This is a genomic window from Streptomyces sp. TRM49041 (assembly GCF_008271805.1).
In the GTDB taxonomy this organism is placed as follows: Bacteria; Actinomycetota; Actinomycetes; order Streptomycetales; family Streptomycetaceae; genus Streptomyces.
The window spans coordinates 136,359-154,938 of the sequence record NZ_VSRY01000103.1 but is presented as its reverse complement, the minus strand read 5'-3'; the positions used below and the strand labels follow the sequence as shown (position 1 = coordinate 154,938).

General features: G+C 72.7%; 13 protein-coding genes. 8 read left to right on the top strand and 5 right to left on the bottom strand.

Going from position 1 to position 18,580, the window contains the following annotated elements:
- The first annotated feature begins 200 nt into the window (after positions 1-200).
- Positions 201-851, top strand: a complete 651-nt coding sequence (locus tag FVS66_RS11880; protein ID WP_149181005.1) for a hypothetical protein — start codon at positions 201-203, stop codon at positions 849-851.
- Between the two features lie 130 nt (positions 852-981).
- Here FVS66_RS11880 and FVS66_RS11875 read toward each other — a convergent pair whose 3' ends face one another.
- Positions 982-1,701: an SLATT domain-containing protein gene (locus FVS66_RS11875; RefSeq protein ID WP_399225364.1), complete on the bottom strand. Its 720-nt coding sequence runs from the start codon at positions 1,699-1,701 to the stop codon at positions 982-984.
- 303 nt (positions 1,702-2,004) lie between these two features.
- On the opposite strand from FVS66_RS11875, the gene FVS66_RS11870 reads away from it, so the two are divergent.
- From FVS66_RS11870 to FVS66_RS11840, 7 genes are all read left to right on the top strand, one after another.
- A complete protein-coding gene (locus tag FVS66_RS11870) occupies positions 2,005-2,340 on the top strand; it encodes a YbaB/EbfC family nucleoid-associated protein (protein ID WP_149181003.1) in 336 nt (111 codons plus the stop codon).
- An 87-nt stretch (positions 2,341-2,427) separates the two neighbouring features.
- A complete protein-coding gene (gene recR, locus FVS66_RS11865; RefSeq protein WP_058940820.1) occupies positions 2,428-3,027 on the top strand; it encodes a recombination mediator RecR in 600 nt (199 codons plus the stop codon).
- Entirely contained in the window at positions 3,020-3,679 is a 660-nt protein-coding gene (locus tag FVS66_RS11860) for a DUF5063 domain-containing protein (RefSeq protein WP_149181001.1), read from the top strand. The genes recR and FVS66_RS11860 overlap by 8 nt, the downstream gene beginning before the upstream one ends.
- Positions 3,680-3,935: 256 nt before the next feature.
- Complete coding sequence (locus FVS66_RS11855) at positions 3,936-5,207, top strand: aspartate kinase (RefSeq protein WP_149180999.1); 1,272 nt, start codon at positions 3,936-3,938, stop codon at positions 5,205-5,207.
- A 27-nt stretch (positions 5,208-5,234) separates the two neighbouring features.
- Positions 5,235-6,305 carry an aspartate-semialdehyde dehydrogenase gene (locus FVS66_RS11850; RefSeq protein WP_149180997.1) on the top strand — a complete coding sequence of 357 codons (1,071 nt, stop codon included), beginning with the start codon at positions 5,235-5,237 and terminating at the stop codon, positions 6,303-6,305.
- A 249-nt stretch (positions 6,306-6,554) separates the two neighbouring features.
- Positions 6,555-7,244 carry a SigE family RNA polymerase sigma factor gene (locus FVS66_RS11845; protein ID WP_187645487.1) on the top strand — a complete coding sequence of 230 codons (690 nt, stop codon included), beginning with the start codon at positions 6,555-6,557 and terminating at the stop codon, positions 7,242-7,244.
- On the top strand, positions 7,241-8,518 hold the full coding sequence (locus FVS66_RS11840; protein WP_262386934.1) for a hypothetical protein: 1,278 nt from the start codon (positions 7,241-7,243) through the stop codon (positions 8,516-8,518). Before FVS66_RS11845 ends, FVS66_RS11840 begins: the two co-directional genes overlap by 4 nt.
- 173 nt (positions 8,519-8,691) lie before the next feature.
- Here the strand turns inward: FVS66_RS11840 and FVS66_RS11835 are convergent, their stop codons facing one another.
- The 4 genes from FVS66_RS11835 to FVS66_RS11820 form a co-directional block, all read right to left on the bottom strand.
- Positions 8,692-9,459, bottom strand: a complete 768-nt coding sequence (locus FVS66_RS11835) for an SURF1 family protein (protein ID WP_149180995.1) — start codon at positions 9,457-9,459, stop codon at positions 8,692-8,694.
- A 22-nt stretch (positions 9,460-9,481) separates the two neighbouring features.
- On the bottom strand, positions 9,482-11,305 hold the full coding sequence (locus FVS66_RS11830) for a prolyl oligopeptidase family serine peptidase (protein ID WP_262386948.1): 1,824 nt from the start codon (positions 11,303-11,305) through the stop codon (positions 9,482-9,484).
- Positions 11,306-11,445: 140 nt separating this feature from the next.
- Entirely contained in the window at positions 11,446-16,299 is a 4,854-nt protein-coding gene (locus FVS66_RS11825) for a DNA repair ATPase (protein WP_149180993.1), read from the bottom strand.
- A 90-nt stretch (positions 16,300-16,389) separates the two neighbouring features.
- A complete protein-coding gene (locus FVS66_RS11820) occupies positions 16,390-18,477 on the bottom strand; it encodes a flotillin family protein (RefSeq protein WP_149180992.1) in 2,088 nt (695 codons plus the stop codon).
- Between the last annotated feature and the right edge of the window lie 103 nt (positions 18,478-18,580).

Genomic DNA, 18,580 nt, shown 5'->3' with positions numbered 1-18,580 from the left:
CTGCCCGCCCGACATTAGAGGGGAGGTCTGACAACGCGCCGTGGGCCGTCGGCGGGCGGGTGCCCGGTGTCCGCCGTGCCGCGCCCACGCGCTCCGGGCCGGCCCGCGCGGCATGTGCGCCGGGGATGGTCAGGCGGGCGGTATGGGTAAGGGTCCTGCACTAGTCTGTCCGTCGCCCCGACCCGAGAGCGAGTCAACCGTTGGCCTGTGACCTGTGGCTGGTCCCCCTTGTCGATGTGCTGTGCCACAGCCCCGACAACCCCTTCGCCGAGGAGATCGCCGCGTACGACCGGGCGTTGACCGAGTCCGGTCTGCCGAACGTCCCCGTCTTCGCGTACATGCCGGGCCTGTCGGGCGATGTCGCGCCGGTCGCCGGGTTCGACTACGACGCCCTGCACTTCCTGCGCCGGGCGTATCTGCTGCAGCTCTGCGGGCTCGCGGTGACCCCGGTCGACGAGTTGGGCGGCGACTACGAGCAGTTGCTGGAGATGTTCGAGTCGACGGCGCAGCAGTCGCACCTGGTCTGGCACTACGACCACGCGGGCGCGTACGTGCCGGTGGACTTCCCGGCGCCGCTGTCCACCGAGGAGCTGCTGGCCGGTGGCGGTCCGCTCGGCTCCGCACAGGGCCTGCTGCGCGAACTCGAGTACGTCGCCCCGTCGATCGGGATCGACCCGGCGAACCCGCCCTCCGCGCCGGAGCCGCCGCGGCACCCCACGTCGCTGGAGGAGCCGGCGGCCCCGATGGCGCACGACGACAACCCGTTCGCCCGTGAGCGGCATGTGTGGCTGGGCCTGCACGCGGCGGCGACCCGGAGCCTCGGCCAGGGCTCGATGATCATCTTCAGCTGACGCCGCTTGCCGGGGCCGGCGCCGGCGCCGCGACAGAGCCGACCGGCTCGGGGCCGATGGCCGACGACTCCGGCTCAGACGCTTCGGTTCAGCGGCCCGGACTCAGCGGCTCGGGCTCGGACGCTCCGGTTCAGCGGGGCTCCGGGGGGCGCTGGCGGGGCATGTTCGGGCGGGCCGCCGGGGGGAGCGGGAATCGGGTCCCCGGCGTCTGTCCGCCGCCCGCCTCCGGTCGCTGCGGGGCGGTGTTCAGGCCCTGTGTCACCAGCGGTGCCGGTCCCGACCGGAACTCCACCATCCAGTCGGCCGTCTCGGCCCGGACGAGTTCCGTCACGTCCTCGGTGAACCGCCGCAGCACGCCCAGGCAGCGCTCCGCGGCCTCGCCCGCCGTGCCCTCGGCGGGGCCGAGCACCTCTCGTACGCTCTCCGACGCCCAGTCGAACTGGAGGGTCTGGAGGCGCCGCTGCACCGCCTGTGCCGTGGCGACGTCCCGCATCCAGCCGGATGTGAGACCGAAGTAGCGGTCGCACGCCATGCACGCGGCGGCGAGCAGCAGCGACAGATAGCCCCAGCCGGCCGCGCCGTCGAGGGCGCCCGTGAGGTCCAGGAGCGGCAACGCGGCGCCGAGGACCGAGCCCAGCGCCGTACCGGCCCGCAGGGCGCGGGCGCCGCGGCGCTTCCACACCCGGTCGGCCAGATACCAGTCGGCGGTGCGCAGGGCGTTTCCCTCGACCCACCGGTAGAGCTCGTGCAGCCGCTCGGCCGGCTCGCCCCAGTCACCGAGCGGGAACGGCCGTCCGCTCAGATCCTCCCCCCGGGCGGGCCCCCCGGGCTGCATCTCCGGCTGGCTCACCGGGGCACTCCTCTGCGCTCTGCGTGACAATGCGTGACGTGCGGTGATGTGCGGTCCGTGGCGGTCCCTGGCGGTGGGTAGCGGTGGGTAGCGGTGCGTGGTGCCAGCCCTTCCTACCGCCGAATGGTGGTCCACGGGGGCGAAACCCCAGGATTTCCGCCCGCAAGTGGGGCTTGATCAGGTAGGGGGCGCGCCAGTCTTTCACCCTAAAGAGTGTCTCGGCGTGCGTGGGGCGAGCCGCCCGGTTAACACGTAGGCTCGGCCGTAACCGAAAAGAATCGTCTCGACGCGCCAGGAGTGACCGTGATCCCCGGTGGTGGCCAGCCCAACATGCAGCAGCTGCTCCAGCAGGCCCAGAAGATGCAGCAGGACCTCGCGCAGGCCCAGGAGGAGCTGGCGCGTACGGAGGTCGAAGGACAGGCGGGCGGCGGCCTGGTGAAGGCCACGGTCACCGGCGCCGGCGAGCTGCGGGCCCTGGCCATCGACCCCAAGGCGGTCGACCCGGAAGACACCGAGACGCTCGCCGACCTGGTCGTCGCGGCCGTGCACGCCGCGAACGAGAACGCGCAGCAGCTGCAGCAGCAGAAGCTCGGCCCGCTGGCCCAGGGGCTGGGCGGCATGCCGGGCCTGCCGTTCTGATCCGTACCGCCACCCGCTGAGGCTTCTGCGGCGCACCCCCAGCAACTACCGTAAGCACCAAGACTGCACTCCCGGAGAGGCGTTCCGTTGTACGAAGGCGTGGTCCAGGACCTCATCGACGAGCTGGGCAGGCTGCCCGGCGTCGGTCCCAAGAGCGCGCAGCGGATCGCCTTCCACATCCTCCAGGCCGAGCCGACGGACGTACGGCGGCTCGCGCACGCCCTGCTGGAGGTCAAGGAGAAGGTCCGGTTCTGCGCCGTGTGCGGCAACGTCGCCCAGGAGGAGCGGTGCGGCATCTGCCGGGACGCCCGCCGGGACGACGCGGTCATCTGTGTCGTCGAGGAGCCGAAGGACGTCGTCGCCATCGAGCGGACGCGGGAGTTCCGGGGGCGGTACCACGTTCTCGGTGGCGCGATCAGCCCGATCGAGGGCGTGGGCCCCGACGATCTGCGGATCCGTGAGCTGCTGGCCCGGCTCGCGGACGGCACGGTCACCGAGCTGATCCTGGCGACCGACCCCAACCTGGAGGGGGAGGCCACCGCGACGTATCTGGCACGGATGGTCAAGCCCATGGGCCTGAAGGTCACGCGCCTCGCCAGCGGGCTGCCCGTTGGCGGAGACCTGGAATACGCCGACGAGGTCACGCTCGGGCGAGCGTTCGAAGGGAGACGACTCCTCGATGTCTGACGCCACACTCCACGCCCACTCGCTCGACCCGGACAGCTTCGCCGTCCAGGTCGCCGACTCCATCGAGTCCTTCATCGTGGCCACCACGGAAGTGGCAAAGGGCGACGAGCCCGACAGTGCCATCCCGTTCCTGCTGCTCGAGGTCTCGCAGCTGCTGCTCTCCGGCGGCAGGCTGGGCGCGCACGAGGACATCGTCCCCGACGAGCGCTACGAGCCCGACACGGGTCCGGACATGGACGTGGACGATCTGCGGGAGCGTTTCGCCGCGCTGCTGGACCCGGTGGACGTCTTCTCGGAGGTCTTCGACCCGTACGAGCCGCGCAAGGCGCCGGTGCCGTTCCGGATCTCCGACAACCTGGCCGACATCATCATGGACCTCCGCCACGGCCTGGCCCACTACCGGGCGGGGCGTACGACCGAGGCGCTGTGGTGGTGGCAGTTCTCGTACTTCTCCAACTGGGGCCCGACGGCCTCGGCGACCCTCCGCGCCCTCCAGTCCCTCGTCTCCCACGTCCGCCTGGACCAGCCCCTGGAGGCGCTGGACGGCCTGGACACGGACGAGGACCTGGCGGACGAGGAGCTCGCGGAGGAGGCGGGCCGCGTCATGGCCGAGGAGATCGCCGCACCGCTGGGCATACGCTCCCACAAGTGACTCACCGCCGCCTCGGGCCGCCCGGGCGCGGGGCCTCCGGCCTCGGTGAGGCGGGCCGGAAGATGCCTGCCCGCGATGTGAGACAGCACACGTTCCGCGTAGGCGGCGTGGACCGGGGCAGGTGCTCGGCCGAGCGACCGGGTGCCCGGGATGATCACAGAATGAGCGGGACATCTCACGATGTGACTGTTCAGGGGCGTTTCCCGGTCGCTCGTTAAACTGAGCCGACCGCAAACGGATTGAGCGAGGAGCGCACGTGGGCCTTGTCGTGCAGAAGTACGGAGGCTCCTCCGTAGCCGATGCCGAGGGCATCAAGCGCGTCGCCAAGCGAATCGTGGAAGCGAAGCAGAACGGCCACCAGGTGGTCGTCGTCGTTTCCGCGATGGGCGACACGACGGACGAGCTGATCGATCTCGCCGAGCAGGTATCCCCGATGCCTGCGGGGCGGGAATTCGACATGCTGCTGACCGCCGGAGAGCGTATCTCCATGGCGTTGCTGGCCATGGCGATCAAAAACCTGGGCCACGAGGCCCAGTCGTTCACGGGCAGCCAGGCAGGCGTCATCACCGACTCGGTCCACAACAAAGCGCGCATCATCGATGTCACGCCGGGCCGGATCCGAACGGCGCTGGACGAGGGCAACATCGCCATCGTCGCCGGCTTCCAGGGCGTCTCCCAGGACAAGAAGGACATCACCACCCTCGGCCGGGGAGGCTCGGACACCACCGCCGTGGCGCTCGCCGCCGCCCTCGACGCCGAGGTCTGTGAGATCTACACCGACGTCGACGGTGTCTTCACCGCCGACCCCCGGGTCGTGAAGAAGGCCCGGAAGATCGACTGGATCTCCTTCGAGGACATGCTGGAGCTCGCCAGCTCCGGCTCCAAGGTGCTGCTGCACCGCTGCGTCGAGTACGCACGCCGTTACAACATCCCGATCCACGTCCGCTCCTCCTTCTCAGGGCTCCAGGGCACGTGGGTCAGCAACGAACCGCAAGGGGACCGCAAGGTGGAGCAGGCCATCATCTCCGGTGTCGCCCACGACACCTCCGAGGCGAAGATCACCGTCGTCGGCGTGCCCGACAAGCCGGGCGAGGCCGCCGCGATCTTCCGCACCATCGCCGACTCCGAGATCAACATCGACATGGTGGTGCAGAACGTCTCCGCCGCGTCCACCGGTCTGACGGACATCTCCTTCACGCTGCCCAAGACCGAGGGCCGCAAGGCCATCGACGCGCTGGAGAAGCAGAAGGCCGCCATCGGCTTCGAGTCCCTGCGCTACGACGACCAGATCGGCAAGATCTCGCTCGTCGGCGCGGGCATGAAGACCAACCCCGGCGTCACCGCCTCCTTCTTCGAGGCGCTCTCCGACGCGGGTGTGAACATCGAGCTGATCTCCACCTCGGAGATCCGCATCTCGGTCGTCACCCGCGCCGACGACGTCAACGAGGCCGTCCGCGCCGTCCACACCGCCTTCGGGCTGGACAGCGACTCGGCCGAGGCGGTCGTCTACGGCGGCACCGGCCGCTGACGACGCACGGCTGACGGTGACGCAGTCATGAGCCGCAAGCCGGCGCTCGCGGTCGTCGGAGCGACCGGAGCCGTCGGCGCGGTGATGCTCCAGATCCTGTCGCAGCACGCCGACGTCTGGGGCGACATACGCCTGCTCTCCTCGCCGCGCTCGGCCGGCCGCAAGCTGGCCGTGCGCGGCGAGGAGACAGAGGTCCTCGCGCTCGACGAGGAGACGCTCAAGGGCGTCGACGTCGTGGTCTTCCTGGCCCCGGAGGAGGTCGCCGCCCGGTGGGCGCCGGTCGCCGCCGCCCAGGGCGCCGTCGTCGTGGACGCCTCACCGGCGTTCCGCACCGACCCGGACGTGCCGCTCGTCGTGCCCGAGATCAACCCGCACGCCGTACGGGTCCGCCCGCGCGGCATCGTCGCCAGCCCCGGCTGCACCACGCTCGCGCTGATCGTCGCGGTGGGCGCCCTGCACGCCGAGTTCGCGCTGAGCGAGCTGGTCGTCTCCGCGTACCAGGCCGCGAGCGGCGCCGGGCAGGCGGGAGTGGCCGCGCTGCGCGGCCAGCTGTCGACCGTCGCCGGTACGGAGCTGGGCGCGACGCCCGGCGACGTCCGCAGGGCCGTCGGGGACGACGGGACGGGGCCGTTCCCCGCCCCCCTCGCCCTGAACGTGGTCCCGTGGTCCGGCACCGTCCAGGAGGACGGCTGGTCCTCGGAGGAGCTGCGGATCCGGGCCGAGACCCGCAAGATCCTCGACCTGCCCGGGCTGCGGGTCGCCGCCACCTGCGTACGCGTGCCCGTCGTCACCACCCACTCCGTCGCCGTGCACGCCCGCTTCGAACGGGCCGTGACCGTGGCGCGGGCGCACGAGATCCTCGCCACCTCGCCGGGCGTCGTCCTGTACGACGACCCCGCCGCCGGCGACTTCCCGACACCCGCCGACGTCGTCGGCACCGACCCGACGTGGGTCGGCCGGGTGCGCCGGGACCTGGACGACGAACGGACCCTGGAGTTCTTCGTGTGCGGTGACAACCTCCGCAAGGGCGCCGCGCTGAACACGGCGCAGATCGCGGAGTCGGTGGCGGCGGAGCTGGCCGCCGCAGGGTCTTTGTAGGATCTGTGAACGCCCTGTGTGAAAGTCTTCGGCCGGTACCGCTTGAACTGGGGCGATGGCATGTTCGAGGATGCTTGTCCCCTCTGCCGCAACCGGTGGTCGGTGGGAAGCGTCTCCGCGGTCGCCCCTGAGCGCTGCCGCGAACGGGGCACTTGAGGATGAGCGGATACGCATGAGGGCGAACGACGCACCGTCAAAAGCGGAGCAATGCGCGTACAACCCTGACGGGGGGCAACGTGTCCAACAGGCGTGGCAGAGGTACTCGACATCACAACAGCGGCTCCGTTCCGCGCCGGCTCGGCGGTTCTCCCGCTCGTGCGGCCGCCCCAGCGGACCCCGCGGAAGCGGCGGCGCGGCGGCGGCATGCCGGTGATCGCTCCCATGCCCGCCACGCGGCGTGCCCGCGTTCCTTTCGCGCGTGAAGACGCCGACGAGACGATGACGTCGGGTACCACCGTCGACCACCTCACCGAGACCTACCGCGCCCACTACCGGTCGCTGCTCGGCCTCGCCGCGCTCCTCCTCGACGACACGGCCTCCTGCGAGGACGTCGTCCAGGAGGCGTTCATCCGGGTCCACTCCGCGCGCAAGCGTGTCCGCGACCCCGAGAAGACCCTCGCGTACCTGCGCCAGACCGTCGTGAACCTCTCCCGGTCCGCGCTGCGCCGCCGCATACTCGGACTGAAGCTGCTCTCCAAGCCGATGCCCGACATGGCCAGCGCGGAGGAGGGCGCGTACGACCAGCTGGAGCGCGACGCGCTGATCAAGGCGATGCGCGGGCTGCAGCGCCGCCAGCGCGAGGTGCTGGTCCTGCGCTACTTCGCCGACATGACTGAGGCACAGGTCGCCGAGACCCTCGGCATATCGCTCGGCTCGGTGAAGGCGTACGGCTCCCGAGGCATCGCCGCACTGCGCATCGCCATGGGGGCGGCGTCATGACCGACCGCGCGCAGAGCGACGAGCACAACGACCACGGGCACCACCGGCCGGACGGGCCGTCGGACGACCGGACTGGAAACGAGACTGTGAACAGGGAGCAGGACGCGGACCGGGACGGCGGGGCGGCTTCGGGGGCCGCCGGGCCGGACGAGGTACTCGGCGGCGGCGCACTGGCCGGCGGTGGCGCGCGGGGCGGCGACGCACTGGCCGACGACGACGCCCCCGGCGCGGACGATCCCGACGCGGACCATCTCGGTGTGGACGAACTGGCGCTGCGCCGGTTGCTCCACGGCGCCGTGAGCGACCTGGCGCCCTCCGAGGGCGCCCTGGACCACCTCCGCCGGGCGGTCCCCGCGCGCCGCGCCCGCAAGCGCCAGGCGCTCGTCGGGGCGGCCGCCGCGGTGATCCTCCTCGGCACGGGAGTCCCGGCCTTCGTCCACGTCGCCGGCTCCGGCGGCACCTCCGACGCCAACCCGGTCAACGCCGGCCACGGCGAACAGGTCCAGGGCGGCACCGGCGACCACACCAGCGGTACGGCGGGCGAACAGGCCGCCGGCAACCCCTCCGGCGAGCTCGGCGTCGCCGGCAAGGACGGCAAGGACACCAAGCCGAAGCCGCCGCGGACCGCGTCCGGCACGTCCGACGGCGCCGCCGACGGTACGGCCGACCCGGCCACGTCCGTACCCGCGACCCTGCCCGTGTGCGAGGCCGACCAGCTCGGCGTGATCTCCGCGGACGCGGGAGCACCCGGCCCGAACGGCAAGGTCTACGGCACCTTCCGCATCGCCAACGTCTCCAGCGCCGACTGCGTTGTGGACGGCGCGGGCACCGTCGGGTTCCGCACGACCGGTGCGGCGGACCCGGCCCGCATCAGTGTCGTCCCCCACACGTCGGGCGACGCCGCGAGCGGCCTGCCCGACCCGTCGGCGTCGGTCGCCGGCCTGGCGCTGAAGCCCTCGGCGGCGTACGAGGTCAAGTTCGCCTGGGTCCCGAGCGAGACCTGCCCCGTCAAGGACGGCCCCACGCCCGAACCCAGCACGTCCCCCACCGAGGGCTCCCAGACCTCGACGGGCGGCTCCGCCACGGGCTCGACGGACGGCGGCACCGACACAACGACGCAGACCGAGCCCCAGCTCGCCACGTCGGAGGGCACCTCCGAGGGCAGCGTCCAGGTCACCCACACCCCCCAGCCCGGCGCCCCCCACACCGAAACCACCGTCCCCGACGCCTGCACCGGCACGATCTACCACACGGGCCTGCTGCCGGCGGAGTAACGCGGTGCTCGCCGCGGCCACTGCGGCCGGCCCGGGTGCGCCCCCGCCCGAGCCGGACGACGGCCCCGCCCGGTGGCCGCGCACGAGGGCGGTGGGTGGGTCGGGCCCCTGCCACCGGGACGGTGCCCAACGGCCCGGGGGCATGCCGGGGGTTCATCCCCGCCGCGCGCCCCTCAGGCCACGCCCTGGGGCTCCGGGTCCAGGCCGAGGGCGCGGTCGCGTTCCGCCTCGGCCTCGCGGCGCATGAGGCGGAACCACATGAAGAGCACGAAGCCCGCGAAGACGAACCACTCGCCCGTGTACCCGAGGTTCTGGAACGCCTTCAGGTCCAGTCCGGTCCCCGCCGCCGCGGCCGCCGGGACAGGTGTCAGCCCGGCAGGGGACTCCGCGAGGGTCACCCACGCGTCGTACACCTCGTCCGGCACCAGGTTCACCAGCGATGCCGCGCTGATGATGCCCAGCTGCCCCGCGGGGAGCCCGCCCGCCGCGCGCACACCGTTGCTCCCGGCGTGCTCCGACGCCTGCAGCGCACCCGTCACGGTGACCTCGCCGTCCGGCGGAGCCGGGGCGGCGGCGCCCGCCGGGAGCCAGCCGCGCACCACCGGCAGGGCCTTGCCCTCCGAGGTGTGGAGCAGCGTCAGCACATAGGACCCGGTCCTGCCGTCCAGCTCCCGGCCGGGCACGAGGAACTGCTTCCCGTACGTGCCGCTGGCCACCGCCTGCCGCCCGGACGTCTCCTTGTCGACCGGCAGCAGCTCACCCAGCGGCGCCGCCGCCTCCGCCGCCCCGGCGGCGGGCCGCTGCTCCGCCTCCCTGTGCGAGTCGACGCGGTCCTCGAACCTGCCCAGCTGCCAGATCCCCATGAACAGACAGAACGGGATCGCCAGCAGCACGAAGACGTTGATCCCCCACCAGCGGGGTGTCGTCAGGAACCGGTACACCCCTCCACGGTACGGAACACGCTCACCCCCCTTCCGGCCGGGTCCCGCTCGCCGCGGGCACGTGCCGGCCGGCGAAGTCCAGCTCCTGCCGCAGCTGCTTGATCCGCTCCTCGACCACGAGGGAACCGTGCCCCGCGTCGTACCTGTACACCTCGTGCACCGCGCCCCGGGCCGTGAGCCGGTCCACGTAGTTCTCCACCTGGCGGATGGGGCACCTCGGGTCGTTGACGCCCGCCGCGATGTACACCGGCGCCCGCACCGCGTCCACATGCGTGATCGGGGACGAGGCCATGAACCGCTCCGGGACCTCCTCCGGCGACCCGCCGAAGAGCGTCCGGTCGAGTGCTCGAAGCGCCTCCATCTGGTCGTGGTACGCCGTCACGTAGTCCGCGACCGGGACGTCCGCGATGCCCACGGCCCACGCGTCCGGCTGCGTGCCCAGACCCAGCAGGGTCAGATAGCCGCCCCAGGAGCCGCCTGTCAGGACCAGCCGCTCGGGGTCGGCCAGGCCCGAGGAGACGGCCCACTCGCGGACGGCCGCGATGTCCTCCAGTTCGATGAGCCCGATCCGGTGCTTGAGGGCGTCCGTCCAGGCCCGTCCGTACCCGGTGGAGCCCCGGTAGTTGACCCGCACCACCGCGTACCCGTGGTCCACCCACGCCGCGGGTGCCGCCGCGTACGCGTCGCTGTAGTGCCAGGCAGGGCCGCCGTGGACGTCGAACACCGTCGGCAGTGGGCCGGTCGCCCCCTCCGGGCGCTGGACCAGGGCGTGTATACGGCCACCGGGGCCGTCCACCCACACGTCCTCCACGGGCACGGACGGCGGCGCCTCCAGACCGGGCGGGTCGAGGATCACCTCGCCCGACGTCGAACGGACCACGGGCGCCAGCGCCGCCGACGACCACAGATACTCGACGGTCCCGTCCGGTCGGGCAGTCGCCCCCGACACCGACCCGGACGGCATGTCGATCCGCACCAGCCGCCGCGACGCGATCTCGTACCGCCACAGCTCGCTGCGCGCCTCGAAGCTGTGGACGATCAGCAGCCCGGAACCGTCCGGGTACCACTCCGCCGACACGTCGCCCGGCAGATCCAGGCCCAGGTCCGCCTCCTCGCCGGACGCCACGTCCCAGATCATCGGCTCCCACCGGCCGCGGCGCTGGTGCCCCACCAGCAGCCTCCGGTCACCGTCGACCGGCGCGAAGCCCAGCACCGTCAGGCCCAGCTCGACCGTGCCGCCCTTGGTGTCGTCGAGCTCCGCGACCAGCGAACCGTCCGGTCGCACGACCCGCAGCGCCGAGTGCATCGCGTCGCCGTGCTCGGTGTGCTCGATCGCGATCAGCGTCCCGTCGTGCGACAGGTCCCCGACCCCGGCCGACTCGCGGTGCCGGTAGATCTCCACGGGCGTGCGACCGGGCCGCACCACATGGATCGTGGAGCCCTCCTCCTCAGTGGACCGGCCGACCACCGATGTCCCGTCCCGCCCGATCGCCAGCCCCGCCGGGTACGACGGGTCGAGCCCCGGTGCCGCCGGCTCGTCCGCCCCGCCCCCGAACGGCTGCCGCAGCCACACCCCGAACTCGTCGCCGTCGGTGTCGGAGAACCACCAGATCCACTCGCCGTCCGGCGACAGCACACCGTCCGTGGTGCCGTTCGGCCGGTCCGTGGCCTGCCGCTGCTCACCGGTCTCCCGGTCCCAGGCGTACAGCTCGTAGGTCCCCGTCGCGTTCGACACGAACAGCGCTCGGCTCGGCGCGTCCAGCGCCCACTCGGGCAGGGACACACGCGGCGCCCGGAAGCGCTTCTCCCAGTCGGGCGTGGCGGGCATGGCGGGCGCGGCGGGCATGGTCACGTTCGTCTGTACGTCGGTCGGCTCAGTCATGTCGTCCATCATGCTCCGACCCGCCGACATCCCGCCCCGCCTGTGGATAACCCTCCTGGGCTCCACGGCCGGCGAGCGGTCGCCGGGCCGTCACGGCGGGCGGATCACTCCCCGCCCGGCCGCCGGGCCGCGTGGCGGGCCTGCGGGTTGGCCAGGGCCGTGCGCGGATCGGTCGCGCGGCTGATCGCCGACTCGATCGCGGCGATCCGGTCCGCCAGCAGCCCCAGCGCGGCGACCGCCCGCACCACCGGGTCCTCCTCGTCGCCGCCCAGAACCCGAGCCCGGGTGTGGGCGGCCTTCAGCTCGGCCCAGCGGGTGGCCTGCTCGGGCGTCATGGTGCCCTGGAGCTCGGCCAGCTTCAGCAGGTTCGCCTCGGCGCCGGCCGTCAGGGTCTGGGCCTCCGCCGTGTAGTGGTCCCGGACCACCGCGGCCAGTTCGGACTCGTTCATGACCGGCGAGATCCGTGCCGCGATCTTGTTCATGTCGCGGTACGAGCCCTGCAGCTGGAACCGCGGCTCGGTGCGCGTGTCGTCGGACTGGGCGGCCGACGCGATGTAGGCCGCGTTCACCGCGAGCACCGTCCGCCGGGCGGCCAGCAGATGGCGCAGCACCGCCAGGACGCCGTCCAGCTCCGACGCCGAGTACGGGTGCGTCAGCCGGTCCGCGTCGGCGGTCGGGTCGCCCGCCGCCAGCCGGGTCAGCACGCCCAGGTCCGCCAGGTCCCGGCCCGCGAGCGGCGCCAGCGCCGGGTTGGCGGTCAGGGCGTTCTCCACGAAGCTCAGCGCGAACGCCTCCTCCTTGCCGGTCAGGACGTCACCGAGGTTCCACACGTCGGCGCGGTTCGCGAGCATGTCGGGGATACGGAACCGGCGGCCCGACTCCGTGTACGGGTTCGCCGTCATGCACACCGCGAACCGCTTGCCCCGCAGGTCGTGGCCGTCCAGCGTGCGCGTCGCGTCGCACAGCGGGATGAACTTCTGCAGCAGCTCCGGGGACGTGTGCTGGATGTCGTCCAGGTGCAGCAGCACGTTGTTGCCGGCCGCCAGCGCGAAGCGGATCTTCTCCAGCTCGCGTCGCGCGGCGGAGTTCGGCGCGTCCGCCGGGTCCAGGGACGTCACCTCGTGGCCGAGCGCCGGGCCGTCCACCTTCACCAGCAGCATGCCGAGACGCTCGGCGACGTACTCCATGAGCGTCGTCTTGCCGTAGCCCGGCGGGGAGATCAGCAGGAGCAGTCCGTGGCTGCCTGGGCCCATCTGCTTGTCGAGGCTGTCGCCGACCAGCGGCAGGTACACCTCGTCGACCAGCCGGCCGCGTACGAAGGAGGCCATCGCGCGCGGGCGGTACGTGTCCAGCGCCAGCCGGTCCCGCTCGGCCGCCACCAGTGCGGCGCGACGTCGCTGGTAGGCGCGGTACGCGGGCGCGGTGTGCGTGGTGAAGTGCGCCACGCGCGCGAGGAGCTCGTCGAGGCGGACCTCCAGGGACCGCCCCCTGATGCGCGGGTGTGTGCCCAGGAGGCCGTCCACCGTCTCCGTCAGCGGCGCCTCGTGGTCGTAGCGCGGCAGCTCCGGGCACAGCTCGACCGCGACCGCCTCGGCCAGGTCGCCGGGCGCCGCATCGAGACCGCTCGCGGCGGCGTACGCCGACAGCCACGACTCGATCAGCCGGCGCCGCGCGTCCACCGACGCCACGCCCGCCAGGTCGTCGCCGTACGCGGCCGTGTCCACCGCGGCCCGGAACTTGTCCACCAGGGTGCGCGCCGCGGCCCCCGTCACGAAGCCCTCGGGCGCGGCGGCCAGCTCCTCCACCAGGTAGGCGGCGGCCTGCTCGTCGCCGACCGCCTCGCACAGCTCGGCCCGCAGCCCGTCGAGGCCCGGCGCCGTACCGAACGCGGCACGCGCGCGTGCCAGGGAGCGGGCCCGTACCGTCCACTCGTCCCGCGCCGCCGCGTCCGCGCCGTGCGCCCAGAACTCCTGCGCCGCCGCACGCGCGCGTGCCGGGTACCGCAGCAGCCCGGCACCGGCGTGCAGCCGCAGCAGGGCACCCAGGACGAGCGTCGCGTCCCGGTCGTGGACCCCGTGCTCGTACCCCTCGTCGTACGCGCCCTCCGCGGCCTCCCGCACCAGGGCACCCAGGTCGGCGGAGGCCCGCAGCGCGTCCGCGCCGTGCTCGGTGAGCAGCCGGGCCGCCAGGTACTCGCCCCGGTACACCTCGGCGTTCTCCGACGGCAGGCTCTGCTCCCAGAACGCCCTGGTCTCCGCGAAGTCCTGGTCCGAGTCCGTGACGGGCGCCCGGTAGTCCGTGCCGGTCACGGCGAACGCCGGACCGTCCTCGCCGTACGGGACGAGCGTCAGGTCCAGCGGCTGGGTGTTCACCGCGAACCGGTGCCGGCCCAGCCGGATCGCCGCGCCGCCGTCCGCGTACAGGTCGGTGCGGTCGCGCAGGGCCCGCGCGGCCTCCTGCCGGGCGGCCGCGATCCTGCCCTCCAGCTCCTCGGCCCGCACCAGGTCGCCCAGCCCGCGCAGTTCCTCCGCGCTGCGGCGCACCTTGGCGACCAGCGGGTCGGAGGCGAAGTACGTGTTGATCTCGTCCGTGTCGGCGAGCGACGCCAGCCGCCGCGTCACCGTGTCCAGGACGCGCGCCGCCGACGACGCGAGCCGCTCCGCGTGCCGCGCCCGCTCGTCCTGAAGTGTCTGCTTGCGTGCCGCGAACGCCTCGTACACTTCGTCGCGCTTCGCGCCCAGCACGCCCAGCGCCTCGTCGGACGCGCCGAACCGCGCCTCCAGGTTCTCCAGCCGCAGCAGCAGCCCGGCCAACTGGTCGTCGCATGCCTCGGGTGTGTCCGCGGCGGCCAGCGCGCCCGTCACGGCCTGCCCGAGGAGCGCCGTCTCCGCCGCGAACTCCGCGCGGGACTCGCCCGCCGCCAGCTCCCTGCGGCGCGCGTCCAGCGTGGCCCGCGCCCGGTTGACACCGGCGAGGACGGTGGAGATCCGCTCCAGGATGGCGGTCCGTACGGTCGCGTCGCCGATGTCCAGGCCCGTCACGACCTCCGTGACCGTGCGCAGCCCGGCCGACTGCTCGTCGATCCGCGCGGCCAGCGGCTCGGCCTCGGCGGCGGTCGCGATGTCCTCCGCGTCCGCCGTGAGCCGCTCCACCTCCTCGTCGTACGAGGCCAACGCGTCGTCCCGGGACAGGAACTCGACCGCCCGCCCGCCGAACGCCGCCAGGTCGCCGTCCACGTCCGCGGCCAGCTCGTCGATGCGCTCCGTGTCGGCGTACCGCATCTCCTTGAGCGTCATCAGACGGCCCTGGGCGCGGCGGAGTCCGGTGAGCCGCTCCACCCACTCGGGTGCGCTCCGCGGCACCTCGCCGCGGGTGCGCCGTACGAGCGTGGCGATCCGGGCGGCGGCCTCGGCGAGCGCCTCAGCGGCCTCCTGCCGCAGCGCGCGAACCGCCGCGAACTCGGTGAGGACCTGCTGGGCCGTCTCCCGCATCCCGGTGAGCGGCTCCAGCACGCCGCCCAGCTCCGGGTCGCCCAGCCAGTGGTACGCGTCGGCGGCGCGGACGCACCCGGCGAGCAGCTCCTCGTACGCCTCGGTCGTCGGCTCCGCCCGGCCGGAAGCCGCCTCGGCCAGGGACAGGCAGTCGGAGATGCCGCGGACGAGGTCGGGGTTGCCGATCCGCTCCAGGGGGCCGGTGCCGGCCGGGCGGCTCGCGGCGTACGTGTCGGATACGTACGGGCTCCGCCACACCTGCACCGGGTGCACGCGCGCGTGCTCCTCGGAGCCCGGTCCGGAAGCGGCGCCCCGCAGGACGTGCAGGGTGCCGTCGTCGAACAGGGCGTACCCGAGGCACGTGACGGGCGCGGCGACGGCCTTGCGGATGAGGTTGTAGGGGAGCAGGAGCGTACGGCCCTCCACGCGCGCGTGGAAGGCGTACAGCACGTCCTCGCCGTTCGGCGAGACGATCGCCCGCTCGAACTCGAGCCCGGATGTGTCGGTGGTGTCGAAGGTCTTGTGGCCGCCGTCGGACAGGCAGTAGCCGCCGGGGAAGACGACGCCCTGGTCGTCGGGGAGGCGTCGGCACGCCTGCCCGATCCCGTCGAGCCGGACGACGCCCCGGCTGGTGGTGTGGAAGACCAGGTACCGGTCGGTGTCCTCCTTGTACGGGCGGACGCGCAGCAGCACCAGCGCCCCTACGCGCGCGTGGGCGATGTCCGCGTCGGCGAGGGACTGGAGGGGCTCGGTGACCGGCTCCGCGTGCACGGTCCGGTCGTCGCACCGCACGGTCAGCGCCCCGCCGGTCGTGCCGACGAGGACGTCCACGTCCCCCGGGACCAGGGCATAAGGGGTGCCGTCGACGGTCCGGTGGTCCTCACGGGTCGTCGTCGTCCACGTCACGTCGTGGGCGGGCGGCAGGACGTGGTCACGCTCCCCGCGCGCGTCGATGAACTCGACCGTCCCGTCGGTCCGCAGCCGCCAGCGCAGCACCCGGATGTCGGCGGCGGTCTCGCCCGTACGGAACACGGCGAGCAGCTTGCCGTCGACGAGTCGCAGCCGCAGCAGCCGCGACTCGCGGTAGTAGCGGTACAGTGCCTGGAACTCCCGTACGAAACCGGGGTCGTCCAGCAGCCCCGGCACCGCGTCGTACGGCAGCGGCTCCAGGTCGTCGCGGCCGTGCAGCGCGAAGACGTCGGCCACCCCGACCTCGCCCACGACCGTGCTGTTGTAGCCGAACAGCAGGGCGTCACCGACGGCGACGACGTCCCGCCCCGCGGCAGGGCCCTCGGTGCGCAGCCGCTCCGTGCCGGCCAGCCGCAGCTCGGTGGAGCCGAACACCTCGATCCGTCGGTCGTTCAGCGCCTCGGCACGGCGGGCGAGTTCGGCGCCCTGGGCGGCGAGCCGCTCCCGGAGGACGTCGTAGGAAGCGGCGTCGACGGTGGTTTGGGTGCTGCTGCTCATCCTCGCTGGTCTCCCTCTTCGAGAAAAACGGCCCGGAGCTGCTGCCCCCCGTGACGGCAGCTCCGGGCCCTGTACGCCTGTCAGGTCCGATCAGACCTCGGCGGGCGTACCGTTCAGTGCGGCCACGGGCGTCTCCGACAGCCCCAACCGGTCAGCCGCGTCCAGCAGCCTGCGCAGCTCGGGGCTGCTCTCGACGCCGCCGCCCTGCCCCATGAGCTTCATCAGCAGCGCGGACACGGTCATGTTCTGCACGTCGCCGGTGGACAGCGAGCTGAGCACCCGGGTCACGTCCTCGGTGAAGTCCGCCGACCCGTCCAGCCACGGCTTGGCCAGGGTCTGCGCGGTCTTCGACTGGTCCATGAACCCGTCCACGCTCTTGCCGAGCGACATCGCGCCGACGATGCGGTCGAAGAACGCGGACTCGCCGCCGACGATGTTGATGTCGGCCTTCTCCAGTCCGGTGGCGAGCACCGTGGCCTGGGCCTCCGCGATCTGCCGCTGGGCGTCGAGCCCGGCGAGCCGGATGTCCTTCTCGGCCTCCAGACGGAGCCGGTACTCCTCGTGGCCGCGGGACGCCTCGTCGAGGGCGGCCATGGCGACGGCCTTCTCGTTGATGCCCTGGGCCTCCGCCTTGAGCCGCTCGGCGATCGCCTCGGCCTCCGCGAGGGCCTGGGCCCGTCGGCCCTCCGCCTCCGCGAGTGCCTTCGCCCGCTCGCCCTGGGCCTCCGCCTTGAGCCGCGCCTCGGTGGCCTGCGCCTCCGCGAGGCCGGCCTTCTCGATGACCTCCGCCTCGGCGTCGCGCACCTGGACGGCGGCCAGCCCCTCGGCGGCGGTCTCGGCCTGGACGCCCTCCGCGAGCCGCAGCTTCGCCTGCGCGTCGAGGTCGGCGGACTTCAGCCGGGCCTCCGCCAGGGTCAGCTCCTCGGCGGCGCGGTGCACGGCCGCCTGCTCGGCGGCCTCCGCGGCCTTGATGTCCTTGACCAGCCTCTCCTGTGCCTCCGCCTCGGCGGCGATGATGACGGACTGGCGCTCGCGCTCGGCCTCCTCGACGGCGCGCAGCCGCTTGATGGACTCCTCCTGCTCGGCGACCGTGCGGTCCACGGCGACGCGCTCCCGGATCACCTCGGCGATGTCGCGGCGCTCGGCCTCGACCTCCTTCTCGGCGGAGATCCGGGTCAGCGAGGTCTCCCGGTCGCGGGCGATCGCCTCCAGCTGGCGGTCCTTCTCGATGCGCTCGTTCTCGATGGCGATGACCCGCTCGCGGTTCTTCTCGGCGACGGCGATCTCCCGGGCCTGGTTCTCCCGCTGCACGCCCAGCTGCTCCTCCGTGCGGAGGAAGGCGCTCTGGGCCCGGAGCCGCTCCTCCTCGACGACGCGCGCGGTCTCGGCCTCCTCACGGGCCCGTACGGTCTCGATCTCGCGACGCTGCTTGATCTCGGCGTCGGCCTGGCGGCGTTCCAGCTCCAGGATGGCCTCGCGGGCGTCGACGTTCTGCCGGGTGATCTCCTTCTGTTCGTGCTGCCGGAACTCGTTGGTGCGGACGTGCTCGACGGCGGTCAGCTCGGTGATCTTGCGGATGCCCTGTGCGTCCAGGATGTTGTCGGAGTCCAGCTGGCTGAGGGGCGTCTGCTCCAGGTAGTCGATCGCCACGTCCTCGAGGCTGTAGCCGTTGAGGTCGGTGCCGATGACGGCGATGATCCGGTCCCGGAGTTCCTGCCGCTGGTCGTAGAGGTCGGAGAAGTCCATCTGCTTGCCGACCGTCTTGAGCGCCTCGGAGAACTTCGGCGCGAAGGTCCTCTGGAGCATCTGGATGTCGCTGGCGTGGGCGGTGCCGATGGCCTGGGCGACCTTGAGGACGTCCTCCACCGTCTTGTTGACCCGGATGTAGAACGAGATCCGGATGTCGGCGCGCAGGTTGTCACCGCAGATCAGGCCCTCGCGGCCGATGCGGGCGATCTCGATCGTCTTCAGCGAGATGTCCATGACCTCGGCCTTGTGCAGCACCGGCAGGACGACCTGCCCGGTGAAGGTCACATCGACCTTGCGCATCTTCGACACGATGAGGGCCTGGCCCTGCTCTACCTTCCGGAAGAGCCGGGTGATGACGAGGAGTGTCGCGATCACGATCAGCAGGACAACGGCGATGAGCACACCGATGCCCCAGGTGATGGCATCCATGAAGAATCCTTGCGAGTGAGGCGCGCGCGAGCGGAGCGCGGCGCGGCGCGGGAGCGCGTGGTTACGGGCCCGGGGTGGTGGTCGGGCGAGGTGGTCGGGCGAG

Coding starts and splice junctions, on each gene's coding strand:
- FVS66_RS11860 (WP_149181001.1), top strand. CDS start 3,020: ATGTCTGACGCCACACTCCACGCCCACTCGCTCGACCCGGACAGCTTC.
- FVS66_RS11850 (WP_149180997.1), top strand. CDS start 5,235: ATGAGCCGCAAGCCGGCGCTCGCGGTCGTCGGAGCGACCGGAGCCGTC.
- FVS66_RS11840 (WP_262386934.1), top strand. CDS start 7,241: ATGACCGACCGCGCGCAGAGCGACGAGCACAACGACCACGGGCACCAC.
- FVS66_RS11830 (WP_262386948.1), bottom strand. CDS start 11,305: ATGCCCGCCGCGCCCGCCATGCCCGCCACGCCCGACTGGGAGAAGCGC.
- FVS66_RS11825 (WP_149180993.1), bottom strand. CDS start 16,299: ATGAGCAGCAGCACCCAAACCACCGTCGACGCCGCTTCCTACGACGTC.
- FVS66_RS11820 (WP_149180992.1), bottom strand. CDS start 18,477: ATGGATGCCATCACCTGGGGCATCGGTGTGCTCATCGCCGTTGTCCTG.